Here is a 15,183-nt window from a genome sequence, read left to right as displayed (position 1 = left end):
CCCCCGAGATCTACACGTAAGGAGTCGTCGGCAGCGTCAGATGTGTATAAGAGACAGGTCCCGCCCACCGCGGCCCGCACGCTCCAGCGCTCCCCCCCTCCTGCGACAGCGCCTGGTGCTGGACCGCTACGCCGAGCGGCGCAAGGGCACCGACCGCAGGCTCGTCCTCCTGGTGATGTTCACCGGCGTGATCTCGGTCACCGCGGTCGCCGCCCTCAACCACCGGGGCCGCGGATAGCGCGGACGGCACCCGATCGGACAGCGAAGCCCGCCGGGAACCACCGGCGGGCTTTTCGTTCCGGACGCGCCGAACTACGGCTGGGCGGGAAACTGGCCGTCGATCTGGTCGTACTGTCGCTGCGCGGCCTTGAACGCGTCAGGCCCGACGGCGCCCGGCCCGCTGAACGGGTGGCTGATCAGGATGATGAAACACACCCCGATGACGACCACGCCCACCCGGACCAGATCGGCGACGATCGACGGGAAGGTGGGCCGCACCCTGAGCGTCCAGGGCAGCGCGATCACCAGCAGCCCAGAAATGATCATCGAGACCACGAAGATGCCCTCCAGACCGGTACCCGCGTCGTCACCCCTTACGGTTCGGGCGTGGGAGATCTCGGAGACCCTGTCGAGCGCGTCCTGCTGGAGGTTCTTGCTCGCGTCACCGATCGGCCGGAGCCGGAGCACCGAGGCCCGCATGTCGGCGAGGGTCTGCCCGGGGAGCGGGGACATCTCACTGTCGGCCATGAGCGGCCAGTCGAGGTCGATGCTCTGCGCGGTGTATTGGCGGATCTGGGTCCTGACAGGCGCCGCCTCGGGGATGGGCGCCACCGACCAGTACATCTCGGTGAGGCTCTCGGCCTCGGCCTGGACGTCCGTCTCCGTCGCCCAGAGCCCGTCCCGGCACAGGACCGCGGCATAGGCCAGCACCAGCAGATAGACGGCGAGGGCGAGATTGGCGGAGAAGTCGATGGACGACGAGCCGTGCCCGTCGTCATCCCGCCCCCTCCTCCTCAGCACACGAAAAGCGATCAGCGGGATCGCGACGGACAGCACCACCAGCACGGCTACCCAACCCATGGGACTCCCTTGAATCCGCCATCGAATCGACCACTCAGGGTAATCAGATCGACACGATGATTCCTGGGGTTCCGCCGGTATTCACTCGCGAAGTTCGTGGACTCCCGCGATGAAGTCACGGGCGACCCCGCGCAGGCCAGGCAGGTGTGAGAGCCCCACCAACCGGTCCACCAGCGGCACGGTGAGCTCGATGAACCGATATGTCCGTCTACATCCCTCCGAGTCGTCGTGCACCCAGAACAGGACGACACCCATCGACATCAGCCAGAGCAGCTCGGGCAGCTCGGCCCGCAACTCGGCGTCCATGCGGTCGGAGGATCCCTCCACGACCCGCCGGTAGATCTCGATCGACGCGTCCCTGGAGGGCGAGGACTCGGCGCTGAACGGGTTGAGCGGGTTGCTCGGCTCGGCCGCGTGCTTGAAGAACTTCACCGCGAACTCGTGGTACGGCTCGGAGACCCGCACCCATTCCCGCAGCACGCCCTCCAACCGCGTGGCGAATCGGCGCTCGGTGGCCAGCAGCTTCTCGCACGCGGCCTCATGCTCGGCCTGGGCCCGGTCGTAATAGGCCTGGACCAGGATCTCCTTCGAGGCGAAGTAGTAGTAGGCGTTGCCCACCGACACCCCGGCCTCGGCGGCGATGGCCCGCATCGTGGTCGCCTCGTACCCTCGCTCGCGAAAAAGCCGCAGGGCCGTCTCCACGATGACCTCACGGGTCCTGTCCGATCCACGGCTTCTCGGGGGCGGCTCGGCCATAGAGCACCTGTCACCTATCGCTTGGAGCTGGGAGAACGGGCTCGTCTGGTCTCTCTCCACTGGACGAACCATAGATCATCCGTCCCGTGTCACCAGGGAGAAGCCCCAGTAGACGACCCTAGGCGCGCCACATTGCCCCCGCTACTCATATCAACCATTGGCACACGGCTCTCGTCTCCGCGCGCCTTGGCGGTGGTGACCCGATCATGCCGATCACCGTGCGACCCCTGTCTCAGCAGGTCATCGAGCCGCACGATGATCCCCATTACCGGGCAAAATTCACTCTTCGGGAGGGATCATCCGGGTTCGGGGGTGGGATTGATCCATTTGGCGGAAGGGCTCCCGCGACAAGGGATACACAATGGGGACATGTCCCTGTAGACAGCGGGCTGCCCGGTTCACCGCCGGAGCACTGCTCGCTCTGCAGATATCTTTCATCGCATCGGCCCGGGACGACAGTGCGACCGCGGAGAGCGGACGCGCGTCGGCCACCGTCACGATCGTGAACCGGCCGATCACGGCCGGCCCGGCTGAGGCACTCCGGTCCACGATCATCGGGACGTACGACACCGGCACCCTGGAAACCGCCGGGCTCTACCGCCGGACCGTCCACCAGGAGCCCTCCCTCCAGAGGAGGGACATCGCCACGGCGGGCAAACCGCCCGAACAGGCGGCCCCCCTGACCCCCGAGACCACGGCGTGGACGCGGGCCGCCGCCCTGGCAGGCACACCGCTCGAAGCCGCGGCGCGAACATGGGAGACCGCCACCGCGGACGCGCCGTCGAAGCAGGCGGCCCTCCTGATCCCCCAGAGCCCCCGGGAGACCCGGGCCTTCCAGCCGCGGTCCCTTCCCGAGACCTTCGCGGAGCAGGCACCCTCCGCCCCCGAGAACGCGACCGAGGTCCACCCCCCTCAGGCGCAGCAGGCCAAGCAGCGCCAGCCGGTGCGGCTGGCGCAGGCGGACGCCAAGCAGCGCCTGCGGGCGGCGGGCCTGACCTGGAGCTCCTCGGGTAAATGCGCCAACCGCCACGGCCGGCACTGCACCTCGCTGCAGGCGGTCCGGGCCGCCACCGTCACCGACGTGATCGAGCTGAAGCGCCGCAGCGGTTGTCCCCTGGTCGTCACCGGCGGCACCGAGGTGGGCCATGCCCCGGGCCCCTACAGCCACTACATGGGCTACAAGCTGGACATCAAGCCCAACGCATGTATCAACCGCTACATCACGAAGAACTACCCGCCACAGGGAATACGAGGCGACGGAGCCCCCCTGTACGGCGAATCGGCGACCTCGGGCACCCTCTTCGCCCGCGAGGCGGACCACTGGGACATCCTCTTCCGCTGACTCACGAGATCCCACCTTCCCGAGAGCCGGACCGGTGTTCGCCGCTCACGCGAGTGCCGCGGAGCCGCGAGGGTCGTGCGGCGGCATCCGATGCCGCCGCACGACCGGGGAGGTCACCCGAATTCGGCCGCGACCAGCTCGGCGATCTCCGCCGCGTTCAGCGCGGCGCCCTTGCGGAGATTGTCGCCGCAGACGAACAGGTCAAGGGTGTTGGGGAAGTCGAGCGCCTGGCGGATTCGGCCCACGTAGGTGGGGTCGGTTCCGACGACGTCCGCCGGGGTCGGGAAGACGCCGTTGGCCGGGTCGTCCATGACGACCACGGTCGGAGCGGCCTCCAGGATCCGATGGGCGTCGGCGACGGTGATCTCACGCTCGAAGGTCGCGTGCACGGCCAGCGAGTGGGTGGTGATCACTGGGACGCGGACGCAGGTCGCCGAGACCTTCAGGTCGTGGATCCCAAGGATCTTCCGCGACTCGTTGCGGAGCTTGATCTCCTCGGAGGCCCAGCCGCCGTCCTTGAGCGAGCCCGCCCACGGCACCACATTGAACGCCACCGGTGCAGGGAAGGGCGACTCGGCGTCCCCGAGCTTGTTCTGCAGGACCTTGCGCACGTCACCGGCGGTCTGCCCGACCGTACGGTCGCCCGCCAGGGCCTCGACCTCGTCGTAGAGGCGGGCCGAGCCCGCCACACCCGCGCCGGAGACCGCCTGGTAGGAGGCGACCACCAGCGCGCGCAGGCCGTACTCCTCGTGGAGGGCACCCATCGCGGCCATCATCGACAGGGTCGTGCAGTTGGGGGTGGAGATGATGCCCAGCGGCCGCTCGCGCGCGGCCTCGGGGTTGACCTCCGGCACGACCAGCGGAACCTCGGGGTTCATCCGGAAGGTGCCCGACTTGTCGATGACGACGGCACCGCGCTCGGCGGCGATCGGCACCCATGTCGCGGAGACCTCGTCCGGCACGTCGAAGATCGCGATGTCGACGCCGTCGAAGACCTCGGGGGTCAGCTCCTGGACGACGAGGTCCTCACCGCGGACCCTCAGCACCTTGCCCGCCGAACGGGCGGACGCGACGAGCTTGATGTCCCCGTAGACGTTCTCGCGGCCGGAGATGATGTCGCGCATCACGGTGCCGACGGCGCCGGTCGCGCCGATCAGGGCAAGGGTGGGCTTGCGGCTCATCGCCCGGTACCTCCATAGATCACGGCTTCAACCTGGTCGGCGTCGAGGTCGAACGCGCGGTGCGCGGCGCTGACCGCCGTGTCCACCTCGTCCTGTCCGACGATCACCGAGATGCGGATCTCCGAGGTGGAGATCATCTCGATGTTCACCCCCGCGTCGGCGAGAGCGGCGAAGAACGTCGCGGTGACGCCGGGGTGCGAGCGCATGCCCGCTCCGATCAGCGAGACCTTGCCGATCTGGTCGTCGAAGAGCAGCGACTCGAAGCCGATGCGCTCCTGGATCTTCTTCAGCGCGGTGAGCGCCACGGAGGCGTCACTCGTGGGCAGCGTGAAGGAGATGTCGGTCCGGCCGGTCGTCGCCGCCGACACGTTCTGCACGATCATGTCGATGTTGACCTCGGCGTCGGCGAGTGTTTTGAAGATCGTCGCAGCCTCGCCGACCTTGTCGGGCACCCCGACAACGGTGATCTTGGCCTCGCTCCGGTCGTGCGCGACGCCGGAGATGATCGGCTGCTCCATCTCTGTTCCTTCGCTGTCGGGGTCGGATACGACCCACGTGCCTTCCTTGGTGCTGAACGAGCTTCTGACGTGGATCGGCAGGCCGAAACGGCGAGCGTACTCAACGCAGCGCAGGTGCAGGATCTTCGCGCCGCAGGCCGCCATCTCCATCATCTCGTCGTACGAGATCTTGGGAATCTTACGGGCGGTCGGGACGATGCGGGGGTCGGCGGTGAAGACGCCGTCCACGTCGGTGTAGATCTCACACACGTCGGCGTTCAAGGCGGCGGCGAGCGCGACCGCCGTGGTGTCCGAGCCGCCCCTGCCGAGCGTGGTGATGTCCTTGGTGTCCTGGGAGACGCCCTGGAACCCGGCCACGATCGCGACCTGGCCGCTGTCGAGCGCCCCGCGTATCCGGCCGGGCGTCACGTCGATGATGCGCGCGCGACCGTGCGAGGAGTCAGTGATCACGCCGGCCTGGGAGCCGGTGAACGAACGCGCCTCCTGACCGAGGTTGGCGATCGCCATCGCCAGCAGCGCCATCGAGATGCGCTCACCCGAGGTGAGCAGCATGTCAAGCTCCCGGCCAGGCGGGAGCGGCGAGACCTGCTGGGCGAGGTCGAGTAGTTCGTCCGTCGTGTCGCCCATGGCGGAAACGATCACCACGACGTCGTTGCCGGCTTTTTTCGTCGCGACGATCCGCTGAGCGACCCGCTTGATACAGGACGCGTCGGCGACGGACGAACCACCATACTTCTGAACAACGAGCGCCACGAGATGTCTCCGAAGCAATCTAGGGCTGTGGAGTTCACAGTCTACTGGCGCCCTAGCTGGGACCTTCTGATGTGGCTCAGTATGTGGACGATCACACGGTTGTGCGCTCCTCGGCGACATCAAGCCGGGTATGGGCGACAAGGGCCTGAAGTGCCCGCATCGCCGCTCCGGCGTGGTTTCCCCAGGTGTTGAAATAGGAGTACTGCCACCACCAGAGAGCCTCCAGCGGGCGCCCCGCACTGTGGTGCCGCAGACCGTGCAGAAGGTCGGCGGCCACCGCCGTCAGATCGTCGGAGAGCCGGTACGGGGTGACCACGGTGTCCTTGTAGGGGTCGAAGACCTCGGCGTAGTCGTCGACCGGCCCCAGCCGCTCGGCCAGAGCCGTTCGGACGGCGTCGACGTCCGGGTCCTCACCCAGATGCGGTTCCCAGTTGCCGGACAGGATCACGTCCTGACTCGCGCCGAGCTGCGCGCCGGCCGAACTGACCTGCGCGACCTCCACCAGCAGCAGGGGCAGGATGGCGTCGCCGCCCTCGCCGCCCGCCAGGCGGGTCAGGCCGTCGATGTAGTTCTTCGCGTGCTCCGCGATCCGCTCCGCGAGAGCACTCCACGCGTCATCAGACATCAAGGAGCCTCCTTCCCTCGAACGCGCGGCCCAAGGTGACCTCGTCCGCGTACTCGAGGTCACCGCCTACCGGCAGACCGCTGGCCAGTCGTGTCACTTTCAGTCCCATCGGCTTGACCAGACGGGCGAGATAGGTCGCCGTCGCCTCCCCCTCAAGGTTGGGGTCGGTGGCGAGGATCAGCTCGGTGACCTGGCCGTCCGCCAGGCGGGTCATGAGCTCTCTGATGCGCAGGTCGTCGGGGCCGACACCGTCGATCGGGCTGATCGCCCCGCCCAGCACGTGGTAGCGGCCTCGGAACTCGCGGGTCTTCTCGATGGCCACGACGTCCTTCGACTCCTCGACGACGCAGATCACGTGGGGATCGCGCCTGGCGTCACGGCAGATCCGGCATTCCTCCTCCGCGGCGACGTTGCCACAGACCCGGCAGAAGCGGACCTTCTCCTTGACCTCCAGCAGAGCGTGCGCGAGCCGTTTCACATCGGCCGGCTCCGCGGCCAGCAGATGAAACGCGATGCGTTGCGCGCTCTTGGGACCGACGCCGGGGAGCATCCCCAACTCGTCGATCAGGTTCTGGACGACCCCTTCGTACATGACCTAGAACCCGGGAAGCTGGCCGAGCCCGCCCCCGCCCCCCAGCCCCTGCGCGAGAGGACCGAGCTTCTCCTGCTGCAGGTCGGCCGCGGCACGCACGGCGTCGCGGATGGCCGCGATGACCAGGTCGGCGATGGTGTCCGCCGTCTCCTGGGGATCACCGGGGTCGATGGCCTCGGCACTGATCTCGAGTTCGAGCAGCTCGCCCCCGCCGTTGACCGTGGCCACGACAAGGCCGCCGCCCGCGGAGCCCTGAACCTCCGCGTCGTTCAGCTCCTGCTGGGCGCTCACAAGCTGCTGCTGCATGAGCTGAGCCTGCTCCAGCAGCTGCTGCAGGTTGACATCCCCTGGGTTCACCGTCGTTGTGCTCCTCATTCGTGACATCGGTCGTCACGAGCCTACGGGTTCCGAGCCGGGTGTTGTACTGAAGTGAGCACGGGTTCCCTGCTGACCGGGATTAAACCTCCGTCGGGCCCCGGGCCCCCTCCAGACGTCCGAGACCCGACATGACACGCCCCGGAGCGGCCGCACACGGCGACGTGTGATCGAAAGGTAACCGTCCGAAGGTTGCACACACGTTGCGATCGTCCGCTCACCCTTCGCGTGCCCTTTTTGATCGAACGGGTTGCGTACGGGGTTCCGAGCCCCGATGCTTCCGCCATCGGCTCTGTTCCGGGGGGATATGTGTCCGACAACCAGATGAGAGCCGTCCAGACAGCCGATCTCGACTCCTACGCGTCACGGCTGCGGCGCCTGCACGAGGCCCTGAGCAACGGTGAGCGGCCACTCGCCGAGGGACTCAGAAGCGTGATCTCCTCGTCGTGGCGGCGGTCGCTGGACGCCGGATTCGACCTCGAGACCAGGTCTGCCCCGCCGGCCTTCGAGGGCCAGGATGTCCGGGAGGTCCGTTCGGCCCACCCGATGAGCGGGCTGCTGCCGATCATCACCGGCACCCTGCTGGGAGCCGCCGCCGAGGGCGACCAGATCCTGCTCATCGCCGACGCCGAGGGCAGGGTGCTCTGGCGGGACGGCGACCGCCGGACGATGGAACGCGCCGACGAGGTGGGACTGGCCGCCGGCTTCGACTGGAGCGAGCAGGCGATCGGGACCAATGGCCTGGGCACCGCGCTCGCGACCCGGCGGCCCCTCCACGTCTTCTCCTCCGAACACCTGGTCAGAGCACTCCACATCTGGTCCTGTTCCGCCGCGCCGGTCATCGATCCCGACAGCGGCGGCCTGCTGGGCTGTGTCGACGTCAGCGGCACGACGCGCGCCATGCACCCGGCGAGCGTCGCTCTCGTCGAGGCCGCCGCGCGGCTGGCCGAGAGCCACCTCACGCTGCGCATGCTCGAACGTGACGAGCGGCTCAGACGCCGCCACGAGAGGCGGCTGAGCGCGCTGCGCGGCGAGCCTGGCGCCCTGGTCACCGCGACCGGGCGGATCATCGCCGGTGACGACGCACGGCAGTGGGGTCACCGCCTCCGCCTGCCCGAGGTGGGCCACCGGGTGGTCCTGCCCGACGGTCGGAGCGCCTTCCTTGAACCGCTCGGCGAGGAGGGCTTCCTGCTCCGCCTCGCAGGTCCGGCGCGGGGCCCCGTGCTGACCCTGTCCCTCCTCGGCACCGAGCACCCCTCGGCGTACCTGGAGGGGGTTCGCCTGCCGCTCTCCCTGCGCCACGCCGAGATCCTCGCGATGCTCGTCCTCAACCCCCGGGGAATGACGGCCGCCCAACTCTCCTTCCATCTGTACGGCGATGCGGGAAATCCGGTGACCATCCGTGCCGAGATCCACCGGCTCCGCACCCACCTCGGCCACACCATCGCCGCCAAGCCGTACCGCCTCACCTGCCCGGTCGAGGCCGACTTCCTGGAACTCAAGCGGCTGCTCGCGGCCGGCGAGACCGCGCCGGTCGCCCGCGCCTACCGGGGTCCCCTGCTGCCCCGCTCCGAGGCTCCCGCCCTGCGCCGCGAGCGGGAGGAACTGGAGGGCCAGGTACGGGCCCGCCTCCTGCGGCGGGGCGACCCCGAAGACCTCTGGGCCTACACCGAGACCGAGCACGGCAGGAACGACGCCCAGATCCTCGAACGCCTCGCCGCCACGCTGCCTGGCCACGACCACCGCGCGGTGGCGGCCCGGATCCGCCTCAGCGGCGTCGACCTGTCCTGAGACCCTCGCCACCGCCGAAGGCGGGGACTCCCGTGCTGCCCCGTGTGCGGCGGGTTTCCCGGCGATCACTTCCAGGCGGCCGCGCGCCGTCGACCGGTCTGAGACCTCCGGGACGCGGGTCGGAGCCCGGCGTGAAGCCCGTCAGGTGTGGTCGATCTCACCGATGATCTGGCCACCCAGCTCGCGCTGGATGAGGGCCATCCCGGTGAGCGCGTCGACGTCGGCGTCCGCGTCGTTCAGCGGGTCGACCTCGTCGGCGTCGGGGGCGGCGCCGCGGTTACCCCGGGCGGGGACCGCGTCGGGCCAGGCCGGCTTGGCACCGGTCTTGGCCACGGCCCGTGGACCGGCCTGGGCCGCGGCCTTGGCGGCCGAGCGGGCGGCGGCCAGACCGGGGCCGGGACCGGAGATCGGTGGGGGAGGCGAGCCCGGGTCCTCCGGCATGGGGGCGTCCGGCCAGGACTCGTCCGTCGCGGGCGGGGTTTGACGCGCCGGGACTTCCCGCTCCGCCTGCGGCGCGGGCGGAGCGGCGGGGGCCTGTGCCTGCCGGACAGGCGCCTGGGCCTGCGGCTGCGATGGCTGGGGGGTGGGCTGCTGGGGGGCCGGAGGCTGTCTCGGTGCCGGCGCACGTCCCCCACCCGACGGAGCGGGCCCGTTGCCGACGACGGCCTCGACCTTCCAGGTCCCGCCCAGAACCTCCTGCAGCACCGCCGCGACGACCGCGTCCTTGCCGCCCCCGGTGAAGTTCTTCATCGCGCCGACCTGCGCGAACCCCAAGGTTACGATCTTGCCCTCGACCCCGACGACCTGGGCGTTGGTGTTGACGTTGGCCCACACGACGATGCTGCGCCGCTTGAGCGCGGCGAGCACCTGGGGCCACGCCTGCTGCACTGCCCCGCCCCCGGAACCGGGCGAGGCCGCCATGTCGACCGGCGCGGGCGCACCGGGAGCCTGTTGAACGGGCGCCTGGGCCTGCTGCCCCGTAGCCGGTGCGCCGGGCCTGACCGCCACCGGCCAGTCGTCGCCCTGGGCACCGGACTGCTCGGCGGGTGCCTTGACGACGGGCGGTGCGGGCCGTTCCGCCTGCGGCGGGGGCGCCGCGTGGACCACCGGTGCCGGAGCCACGGCCTGCGGAACCACAGCCTGCGGAGCGGCGTGCACGACGACCCCGCCCTGCTCCAGCCGCTCCAGCCGGGCCAGCAGCGCCGCCTCGCCCTGCGCCGCGCCGGGAAGCAGGATCCTGGCGCACATCAGCTCAAGGAGCAGCCGCGGCGAGGCCGCACCGCGCATCTCGATCAGGCCCGCGTTGAGGATCTCCGCGGCACGGGTCAGCTCGGCCGGGCCCATCGAGGCCGCCTGGACCTGGAGCCGCTCCAGCTCGTCGCCTGGCCGGTCGAGCAGCCCGCTGGTGGCCGCCTCCGGCACGTTGGCCAGGATCACCAGGTCACGGAAGCGCTCCAGCAGGTCCATCGCGAACCGCCGGGGGTCGTGGCCGCCCTCGATCACTCGGTTCACCACCTGGAACACCAGCGCACCGTCGCGGCCGGCGAAGGCCGCGACCACATCGTCGAGCAGATCACCGTCGGTATAGCCGAGCAGGGAGACAGCGCGTGCGTACGTGATGCCCTCCTCGTCCGACCCGGCGAACAGCTGGTCGAGAATGGAGAGCGAGTCCCGGGCCGAACCCGCTCCCGCCCGGACCACCAGCGGGAGCGCGGCGGGCTCGAACGGGACGTTCTCGGCAGTGAGGATCTCCTCCATGAGCGCGCGCAGCGCGGCCGGCGGGATCAGCCGGAACGGGTAGTGGTGGGTCCTGGACTTGATCGTCCCGATGACCTTCTCTGGCTCGGTGGTCGCGAAGACGAACTTCAGATGGGGGGGAGGCTCCTCGACGAGCTTGAGCAGCGCGTTGAAACCCTCGCGGGTCACCATGTGCGCCTCGTCGATGATGTAGATCTTGAAGCGCGACGACACCGGCGCGAAGAAGGCGCGCTCGCGCAGGTCGCGGGCGTCGTCCACGCCACCGTGCGAGGCGGCGTCGATCTCGATGACATCGAGGTGGCCGGGGCCGGTGGGCGCCAGCGCCACGCAGGACTCGCACTCCCCGCACGGCTCGGGGGTCGGGCCCTTCTCGCAGTTCAGGGAGCGGGCGAGGATGCGCGCGCTGGACGTCTTGCCACATCCCCTGGGCCCGCTGAACAGATAGGCGTGGTTGATGCGCCCGCTGCGCAGCGCCTGGCGGAGCGGATCGGTGACGTGCTCCTGACCCTTGACCTCGGCGAAGGTTCCGGGCCGGTACTTGCGGTACAGCGCAAGACTCATGCGACGATCCCACCTGCGAGGGGTCCTGAAACGAAAGACCCCTCGCACACCCGCCAGAGCCCGCTTATCCTTGCTGCCTTCCGGCCCTGGGGAGGTTCACAGGATGACGCCGCGCGAGGGGTCGACCCTCAGTCTAGCCTCAGATCCGAGTGCTCGGGGTCGGAAATCCATGGTCCGCGCACCCCGAAAGTTGGGTAAGCTTCTCCACGGAGGATTCGCCTAGTTGGCCTAGGGCGCACGCTTGGAAAGCGTGTTGGGGGCAACCCCTCAGGAGTTCGAATCTCCTATCCTCCGCCACCTCGAAGGGCCGGACGGCACATGCCGTCCGGCCCTTCGTCATCCCAGGCCGTTGCTCTGAACGGTCACAGGCTTCAGTCCCACGGCGCCCATCCGATCGTCTCGATCCCCGGACGGGCGGTCGTCCTGCCGGTGATGTTCGTGCCGCTGTCGGTGCGCGCTTACCTTCCCCAAGAACCGGTGACGGCGCCCCGCGCTCACCGCGCGCCGAGGCGCTCCAGGTAGGCGGCTGTCTCGGCCTCTTCGGGGGAGTCCGTGACGAGGCCGAGGTAGCCGTCGGGCCGTACGACGAAGAGGACGTCTTCGCCAGGGGTGACGCCGTAGGCCGAGTGCGCCGTCGCGTCCTCGTCCGCGAAGGCGGGGGAGCCGATCGCGACGGTCAGCTCGGGTGCGACGGTCCGCGCCACCCTCTGGGCCCCCTGGCCGAACGCCACGAGCACCGGGACGCCTGTGTGGATCAGCGGGAACAGGCGCACCCGGGCGCCGTCCGCCTCCTCGACGGCGTCGGGCGCGCGGTCCCCGGCGTACGGCTCGGCGGGAGTGGCGCGCCGTTCCACGCTGAGCGGGCCGCCCCGGTAGCCCAGGACGAGCTGGCGCAGCTCCGGGTCCTCGCGACGGTGCGCGTCGGCGGCATTGTCGCGCATCTTCTGGTGCAGGGCGGTGCTGATGCCCAGGACGTCGGCCGCGACAGGCAGCCGCTCGGCCTCGTAGGAGTCCAGCAGCTCCGCGTCGGCCCCCCGCAGCACGGCGGCGAGCTTCCAGCCGAGGTTGTAGGCGTCCTGGACACCGGTGTTCAGGCCCTGACCGCCCGCGGGCGAGTGGACGTGCGCGGCGTCGCCGGCCAGGAACACCCGGTGGACGCGGAAACGCTCGGCCATCCGGATGTTCGGGCGGAACACCGAGGACCACACCAGCTCGGTGAGCTTGATCCGGCCGGGGCCCGCGGCGGCGTCCACGGCCGCCTGGAAGACCTCCAGCGTCGGCTCGGGCGCCGTGCCCGGCGCGACGGGGAGCATGATCTGGAAGGTGTCGGTGCCGGCGAGCGGGCACAGGCCGACCGGGAAGGCGTTCGCGCCGCCGCCCTGCGGCCACACGTGCCAGAACTCCCGGTCCAGGCCCTCGGCACGGACGTCCGCGAGCAGCGACCGCTCCTCCTCGTGCGTCTCGCCGATGAAGGCGACGCCCAGGCCGCGCCGGACGGTGCTGGATCCGCCATCGGCGCCGACCAGGTACTTCGCCCGGACCTCCCGCTCGATGCCGTCCACGCGCAGGACGGCCGTCCCTTCCCGGCCCCCCGCAGGACGTCGCCCGCGCCATCATGGCCCTCATCACCGAGTACGCCACGATCTGGATGAGCCAGCCCCCCGAGACCCGCCTCACCCCCGACGCCGCCATCGATCTGGTCACCGACCTGATCCGCACCGGTATCACCGGCCCCACTTTCTGGCCCACACCGCGTCCTTCGCAGAATGAGAATCCCTTCGGGTAACGAGTACGGAGAACGGGGCCTTGGCCATATAGGGGGTGAACCTCGCGTCTCATGCCTTTGTCCGCGAGCGGGCATGTCAAGCTCTTCTCGGGGCAGGGGAAACGCCCCCAAGCGGATCGAAGGGACGTCGGGCGATGGATTTCAAGGACGATGTCCAGCTGGACAGCTCGCAGGTCGAAAGTCGCGGCCGGGGGAGGGTCCCTGGTGGAGGCCTCGCGGTCGGCGGCGGCGCGGCCGGAATCATCGCGCTCATCCTCGCGCTGGTGTTCGGGATCAACCCCGGAGACATCACCGGCGGATCCGACCCGGCTCCGGTCGGCCCGGGCGCCGACCTCTCGGCGCAGTGCAAGACCGGGCAGGACGCCGACCAGAACGAGGAGTGCCGGGTGGTCGGCGTGGTCAACAGCATCCAGGAGTACTGGCCGAAGGCGGTCAAAGAATACGAGCCCGCCAAGACCGTCATGTTCTCCGGCCAGGTCAGCACCGCCTGCGGTGCCGCCGACGCCTCTGTCGGCCCGTTCTACTGCCCGGCCGACCACCAGGTCTACCTGGACCTCAGCTTTTTCAAGGAACTGGAGAGCAGGTTCGGCGCCAAGGGTGGCCCCTTCGCCCAGGCGTACGTCATCGGACACGAGTACGGCCACCACATCCAGAACCTGGACGGCACCAACGCCAAGGTCCAGGGTGACCAGCAAGGCCCCAAGAGCGGCTCGGTAAGGCTGGAACTGCAGGCCGACTGCTACTCGGGCGCCTGGGCCAAGAACGCCTACGAGACCGGCCTGTTCGAGGAACCGTTCAGCAAGACGGACATCGAGGAGGCGCTGAGCGCCGCGTCCGCCGTGGGCGACGACAGCATCCAGGAGCGGACCCAGGGCCGGGTCACCCCCGAGGGCTTCACCCACGGCACCTCCGCGCAGCGCGTCAAGTGGTTCACCACCGGCTACCAGAGCGGCGATCCCGGCAGGTGCGACACCTTCTCCGGTGACATCTGAGAACCCCGGCGGCGCCTGTCCGGGACGCATCCGAAAGACGGCCTCCGAACTGCGGCGATGAAGATCGGACAGGCGAGAGGCCGGATTCTCTCCTAAACTACGTACTGTGATCTTCAAGCTGGTCGGCGATGGACGGCCCTACCCCGAGCACGGTCTCTCGCATCGCGAGTGGGCGCAGATACCGCCGCGACAGGTCCGGCTCGACACGCTGATCACCACGAAAGCGGTGCTGGACCTGCACTCCCTGCTCGCCAAGGACTCCACGTTCTACGGCGACCTGTTCCCGCACGTGGTCCAGTGGCGCGGCGACCTCTATCTGGAGGACGGCCTGCACCGGGCCCTGCGCTCGGCCCTGCACCAGCGCTCGGTGCTGCACGCCCGGGTCCTGGAACTGCCCACGGAGAACTGAGGCTCCGGGCGGGATTGCCTGGCTCACCAAGGGGCTGCGAACGGCAAAACGCGAGAAAGGGCTCCCGCGACCGCGGGAGCCCTTTCTGTGTGGCGGTGGAGGTGGGATTTGAACCCACGGATAGGTTGCCCCATCACACGCTTTCGAGGCGTGCGCCCTCGGCCACTAGGCGACTCCACCGCGGAGCAGCCTACCGGATAACCGCTATTGCTCGCGCATCCGGCGAGCGGTGAAGAACTCGGTGAGAACCGCCGCGCAGTCATCGGCCAGGACCCCCCGCAGAACCTCGGGCCGGTGATTGAGGCGGCGGTCCCTGAGCACGTCCCAGAGCGACCCCGCCGCTCCGCCTTTGGGGTCGACGGCGCCGTAGACGACGCGATCGACCCGGGCGAGCACGGCGGCGCCCGCGCACATGGTGCAGGGCTCCAGGGTGACCACCAACGTGCAGCCGGTCAGCCGCCACCGCCCACACACCTTCGCGGCCTGCCTCAGGGCGAGCACCTCGGCGTGCGCGGTGGGGTCGGCCGAGGCCTCCCTGTCGTTTCCCGCGCGCCCCAGCACGGAGCCGTCCGGGCCGATGACCACCGCACCGACGGGCACCTCGCCGCGGGCTCCGGCTTCGGCGGCCTGCGCCAGGGCGAGCCTCATCTCCCCGACGTAGTCC

General features: G+C 69.6%; 16 protein-coding genes, 2 tRNA genes and 1 other RNA gene. 7 read left to right on the top strand and 12 right to left on the bottom strand.

Annotated features, from left to right (window positions below; genetic code table 11):
* Positions 1 to 238, top strand: a 238-nt coding sequence (locus IG98_RS52700; RefSeq protein ID WP_211264169.1) for a hypothetical protein, incomplete at its 5' end; no start/stop codon positions are given.
* A gap of 74 nt (positions 239 to 312) precedes the next feature.
* Here IG98_RS52700 and IG98_RS0130300 read toward each other — a convergent pair.
* Both IG98_RS0130300 and IG98_RS0130295 read right to left on the bottom strand, forming a co-directional pair.
* Entirely contained in the window at positions 313 to 1,080 is a 768-nt protein-coding gene (locus IG98_RS0130300) for a bestrophin-like domain (protein ID WP_084195763.1), read from the bottom strand.
* A gap of 81 nt (positions 1,081 to 1,161) precedes the next feature.
* Complete coding sequence (locus tag IG98_RS0130295) at positions 1,162 to 1,836, bottom strand: TetR family transcriptional regulator (protein ID WP_030919816.1); 675 nt, start codon at positions 1,834 to 1,836, stop codon at positions 1,162 to 1,164.
* Between the two features lie 502 nt (positions 1,837 to 2,338).
* Between IG98_RS0130295 and IG98_RS49205 the strand changes: the two genes are divergently transcribed.
* A complete protein-coding gene (locus IG98_RS49205; RefSeq protein WP_051753179.1) occupies positions 2,339 to 3,178 on the top strand; it encodes a hypothetical protein in 840 nt (279 codons plus the stop codon).
* Positions 3,179 to 3,291: 113 nt separating this feature from the next.
* Here IG98_RS49205 and IG98_RS0130285 read toward each other — a convergent pair whose 3' ends face one another.
* From IG98_RS0130285 to IG98_RS0130265, 5 genes are all read right to left on the bottom strand, one after another.
* Entirely contained in the window at positions 3,292 to 4,359 is a 1,068-nt protein-coding gene (locus IG98_RS0130285; RefSeq protein WP_030919810.1) for an aspartate-semialdehyde dehydrogenase, read from the bottom strand.
* Positions 4,356 to 5,630, bottom strand: coding sequence for an aspartate kinase (locus IG98_RS0130280; protein WP_030919807.1), 1,275 nt, complete (start codon positions 5,628 to 5,630; stop codon positions 4,356 to 4,358). The genes IG98_RS0130285 and IG98_RS0130280 overlap by 4 nt, the downstream gene beginning before the upstream one ends.
* Positions 5,631 to 5,721: 91 nt before the next feature.
* Positions 5,722 to 6,255 (bottom strand): DUF5063 domain-containing protein, encoded by a 534-nt coding sequence (locus tag IG98_RS0130275; protein WP_030919805.1) that lies wholly within the window; start codon positions 6,253 to 6,255, stop codon positions 5,722 to 5,724.
* Positions 6,248 to 6,847, bottom strand: a complete 600-nt coding sequence (gene recR, locus IG98_RS0130270; protein WP_030919803.1) for a recombination mediator RecR — start codon at positions 6,845 to 6,847, stop codon at positions 6,248 to 6,250. Before recR ends, IG98_RS0130275 begins: the two co-directional genes overlap by 8 nt.
* 3 nt (positions 6,848 to 6,850) lie before the next feature.
* A complete protein-coding gene (locus tag IG98_RS0130265; RefSeq protein ID WP_030919800.1) occupies positions 6,851 to 7,204 on the bottom strand; it encodes a YbaB/EbfC family nucleoid-associated protein in 354 nt (117 codons plus the stop codon).
* Positions 7,205 to 7,546: 342 nt separating this feature from the next.
* On the opposite strand from IG98_RS0130265, the gene IG98_RS0130260 reads away from it, so the two are divergent.
* Positions 7,547 to 9,013, top strand: coding sequence for a helix-turn-helix domain-containing protein (locus IG98_RS0130260; RefSeq protein WP_037971657.1), 1,467 nt, complete (start codon positions 7,547 to 7,549; stop codon positions 9,011 to 9,013).
* 141 nt (positions 9,014 to 9,154) lie between these two features.
* On the opposite strand, the gene IG98_RS0130255 is transcribed toward IG98_RS0130260, so the two are convergent.
* Both IG98_RS0130255 and ffs read right to left on the bottom strand, forming a co-directional pair.
* Complete coding sequence (locus tag IG98_RS0130255; RefSeq protein ID WP_030919795.1) at positions 9,155 to 11,332, bottom strand: DNA polymerase III subunit gamma and tau; 2,178 nt, start codon at positions 11,330 to 11,332, stop codon at positions 9,155 to 9,157.
* Positions 11,333 to 11,362: 30 nt separating this feature from the next.
* Positions 11,363 to 11,458: signal recognition particle sRNA small type (ffs, locus tag IG98_RS48150), an RNA gene on the bottom strand.
* An 82-nt stretch (positions 11,459 to 11,540) separates the two neighbouring features.
* Between ffs and IG98_RS0130250 the strand changes: the two genes are divergently transcribed.
* A tRNA-Ser gene (locus IG98_RS0130250) sits at positions 11,541 to 11,629 on the top strand.
* A gap of 197 nt (positions 11,630 to 11,826) precedes the next feature.
* Here the strand turns inward: IG98_RS0130250 and IG98_RS0130245 are convergent.
* Complete coding sequence (locus IG98_RS0130245) at positions 11,827 to 12,900, bottom strand: FAD-dependent monooxygenase (protein ID WP_084195762.1); 1,074 nt, start codon at positions 12,898 to 12,900, stop codon at positions 11,827 to 11,829.
* 47 nt (positions 12,901 to 12,947) lie between these two features.
* Here IG98_RS0130245 and IG98_RS50975 point away from each other — a divergent pair, with 47 nt between their 5' ends.
* The 3 genes from IG98_RS50975 to IG98_RS0130230 all read left to right on the top strand — a co-directional run bounded on the left by IG98_RS50975 (position 12,948) and on the right by IG98_RS0130230 (position 14,519).
* Positions 12,948 to 13,118 (top strand): hypothetical protein, encoded by a 171-nt coding sequence (locus IG98_RS50975; protein ID WP_157594600.1) that lies wholly within the window; start codon positions 12,948 to 12,950, stop codon positions 13,116 to 13,118.
* 134 nt (positions 13,119 to 13,252) lie between these two features.
* Positions 13,253 to 14,110, top strand: a complete 858-nt coding sequence (ypfJ, locus tag IG98_RS0130235; RefSeq protein ID WP_030919789.1) for a KPN_02809 family neutral zinc metallopeptidase — start codon at positions 13,253 to 13,255, stop codon at positions 14,108 to 14,110.
* 106 nt (positions 14,111 to 14,216) lie between these two features.
* On the top strand, positions 14,217 to 14,519 hold the full coding sequence (locus IG98_RS0130230) for a type II toxin-antitoxin system VapB family antitoxin (protein WP_030919787.1): 303 nt from the start codon (positions 14,217 to 14,219) through the stop codon (positions 14,517 to 14,519).
* A gap of 90 nt (positions 14,520 to 14,609) precedes the next feature.
* On the opposite strand, the gene IG98_RS0130225 is transcribed toward IG98_RS0130230, so the two are convergent.
* Positions 14,610 to 14,699, bottom strand: a tRNA-Ser gene (locus IG98_RS0130225).
* 24 nt (positions 14,700 to 14,723) lie between these two features.
* Positions 14,724 to 15,167 carry a tRNA adenosine(34) deaminase TadA gene (gene tadA / locus IG98_RS0130220; protein WP_030919786.1) on the bottom strand — a complete coding sequence of 148 codons (444 nt, stop codon included), beginning with the start codon at positions 15,165 to 15,167 and terminating at the stop codon, positions 14,724 to 14,726.
* Positions 15,168 to 15,183: the final 16 nt, after the last annotated feature.

Origin of the sequence: Streptosporangium amethystogenes (assembly GCF_000721075.1) — a bacterium.
GTDB lineage: Bacteria > Actinomycetota > Actinomycetes > Streptosporangiales > Streptosporangiaceae > Streptosporangium > Streptosporangium amethystogenes.
The sequence above is the reverse complement of the archived record's forward strand: the minus strand, read 5'-3'. Positions and strand labels throughout refer to the sequence as shown.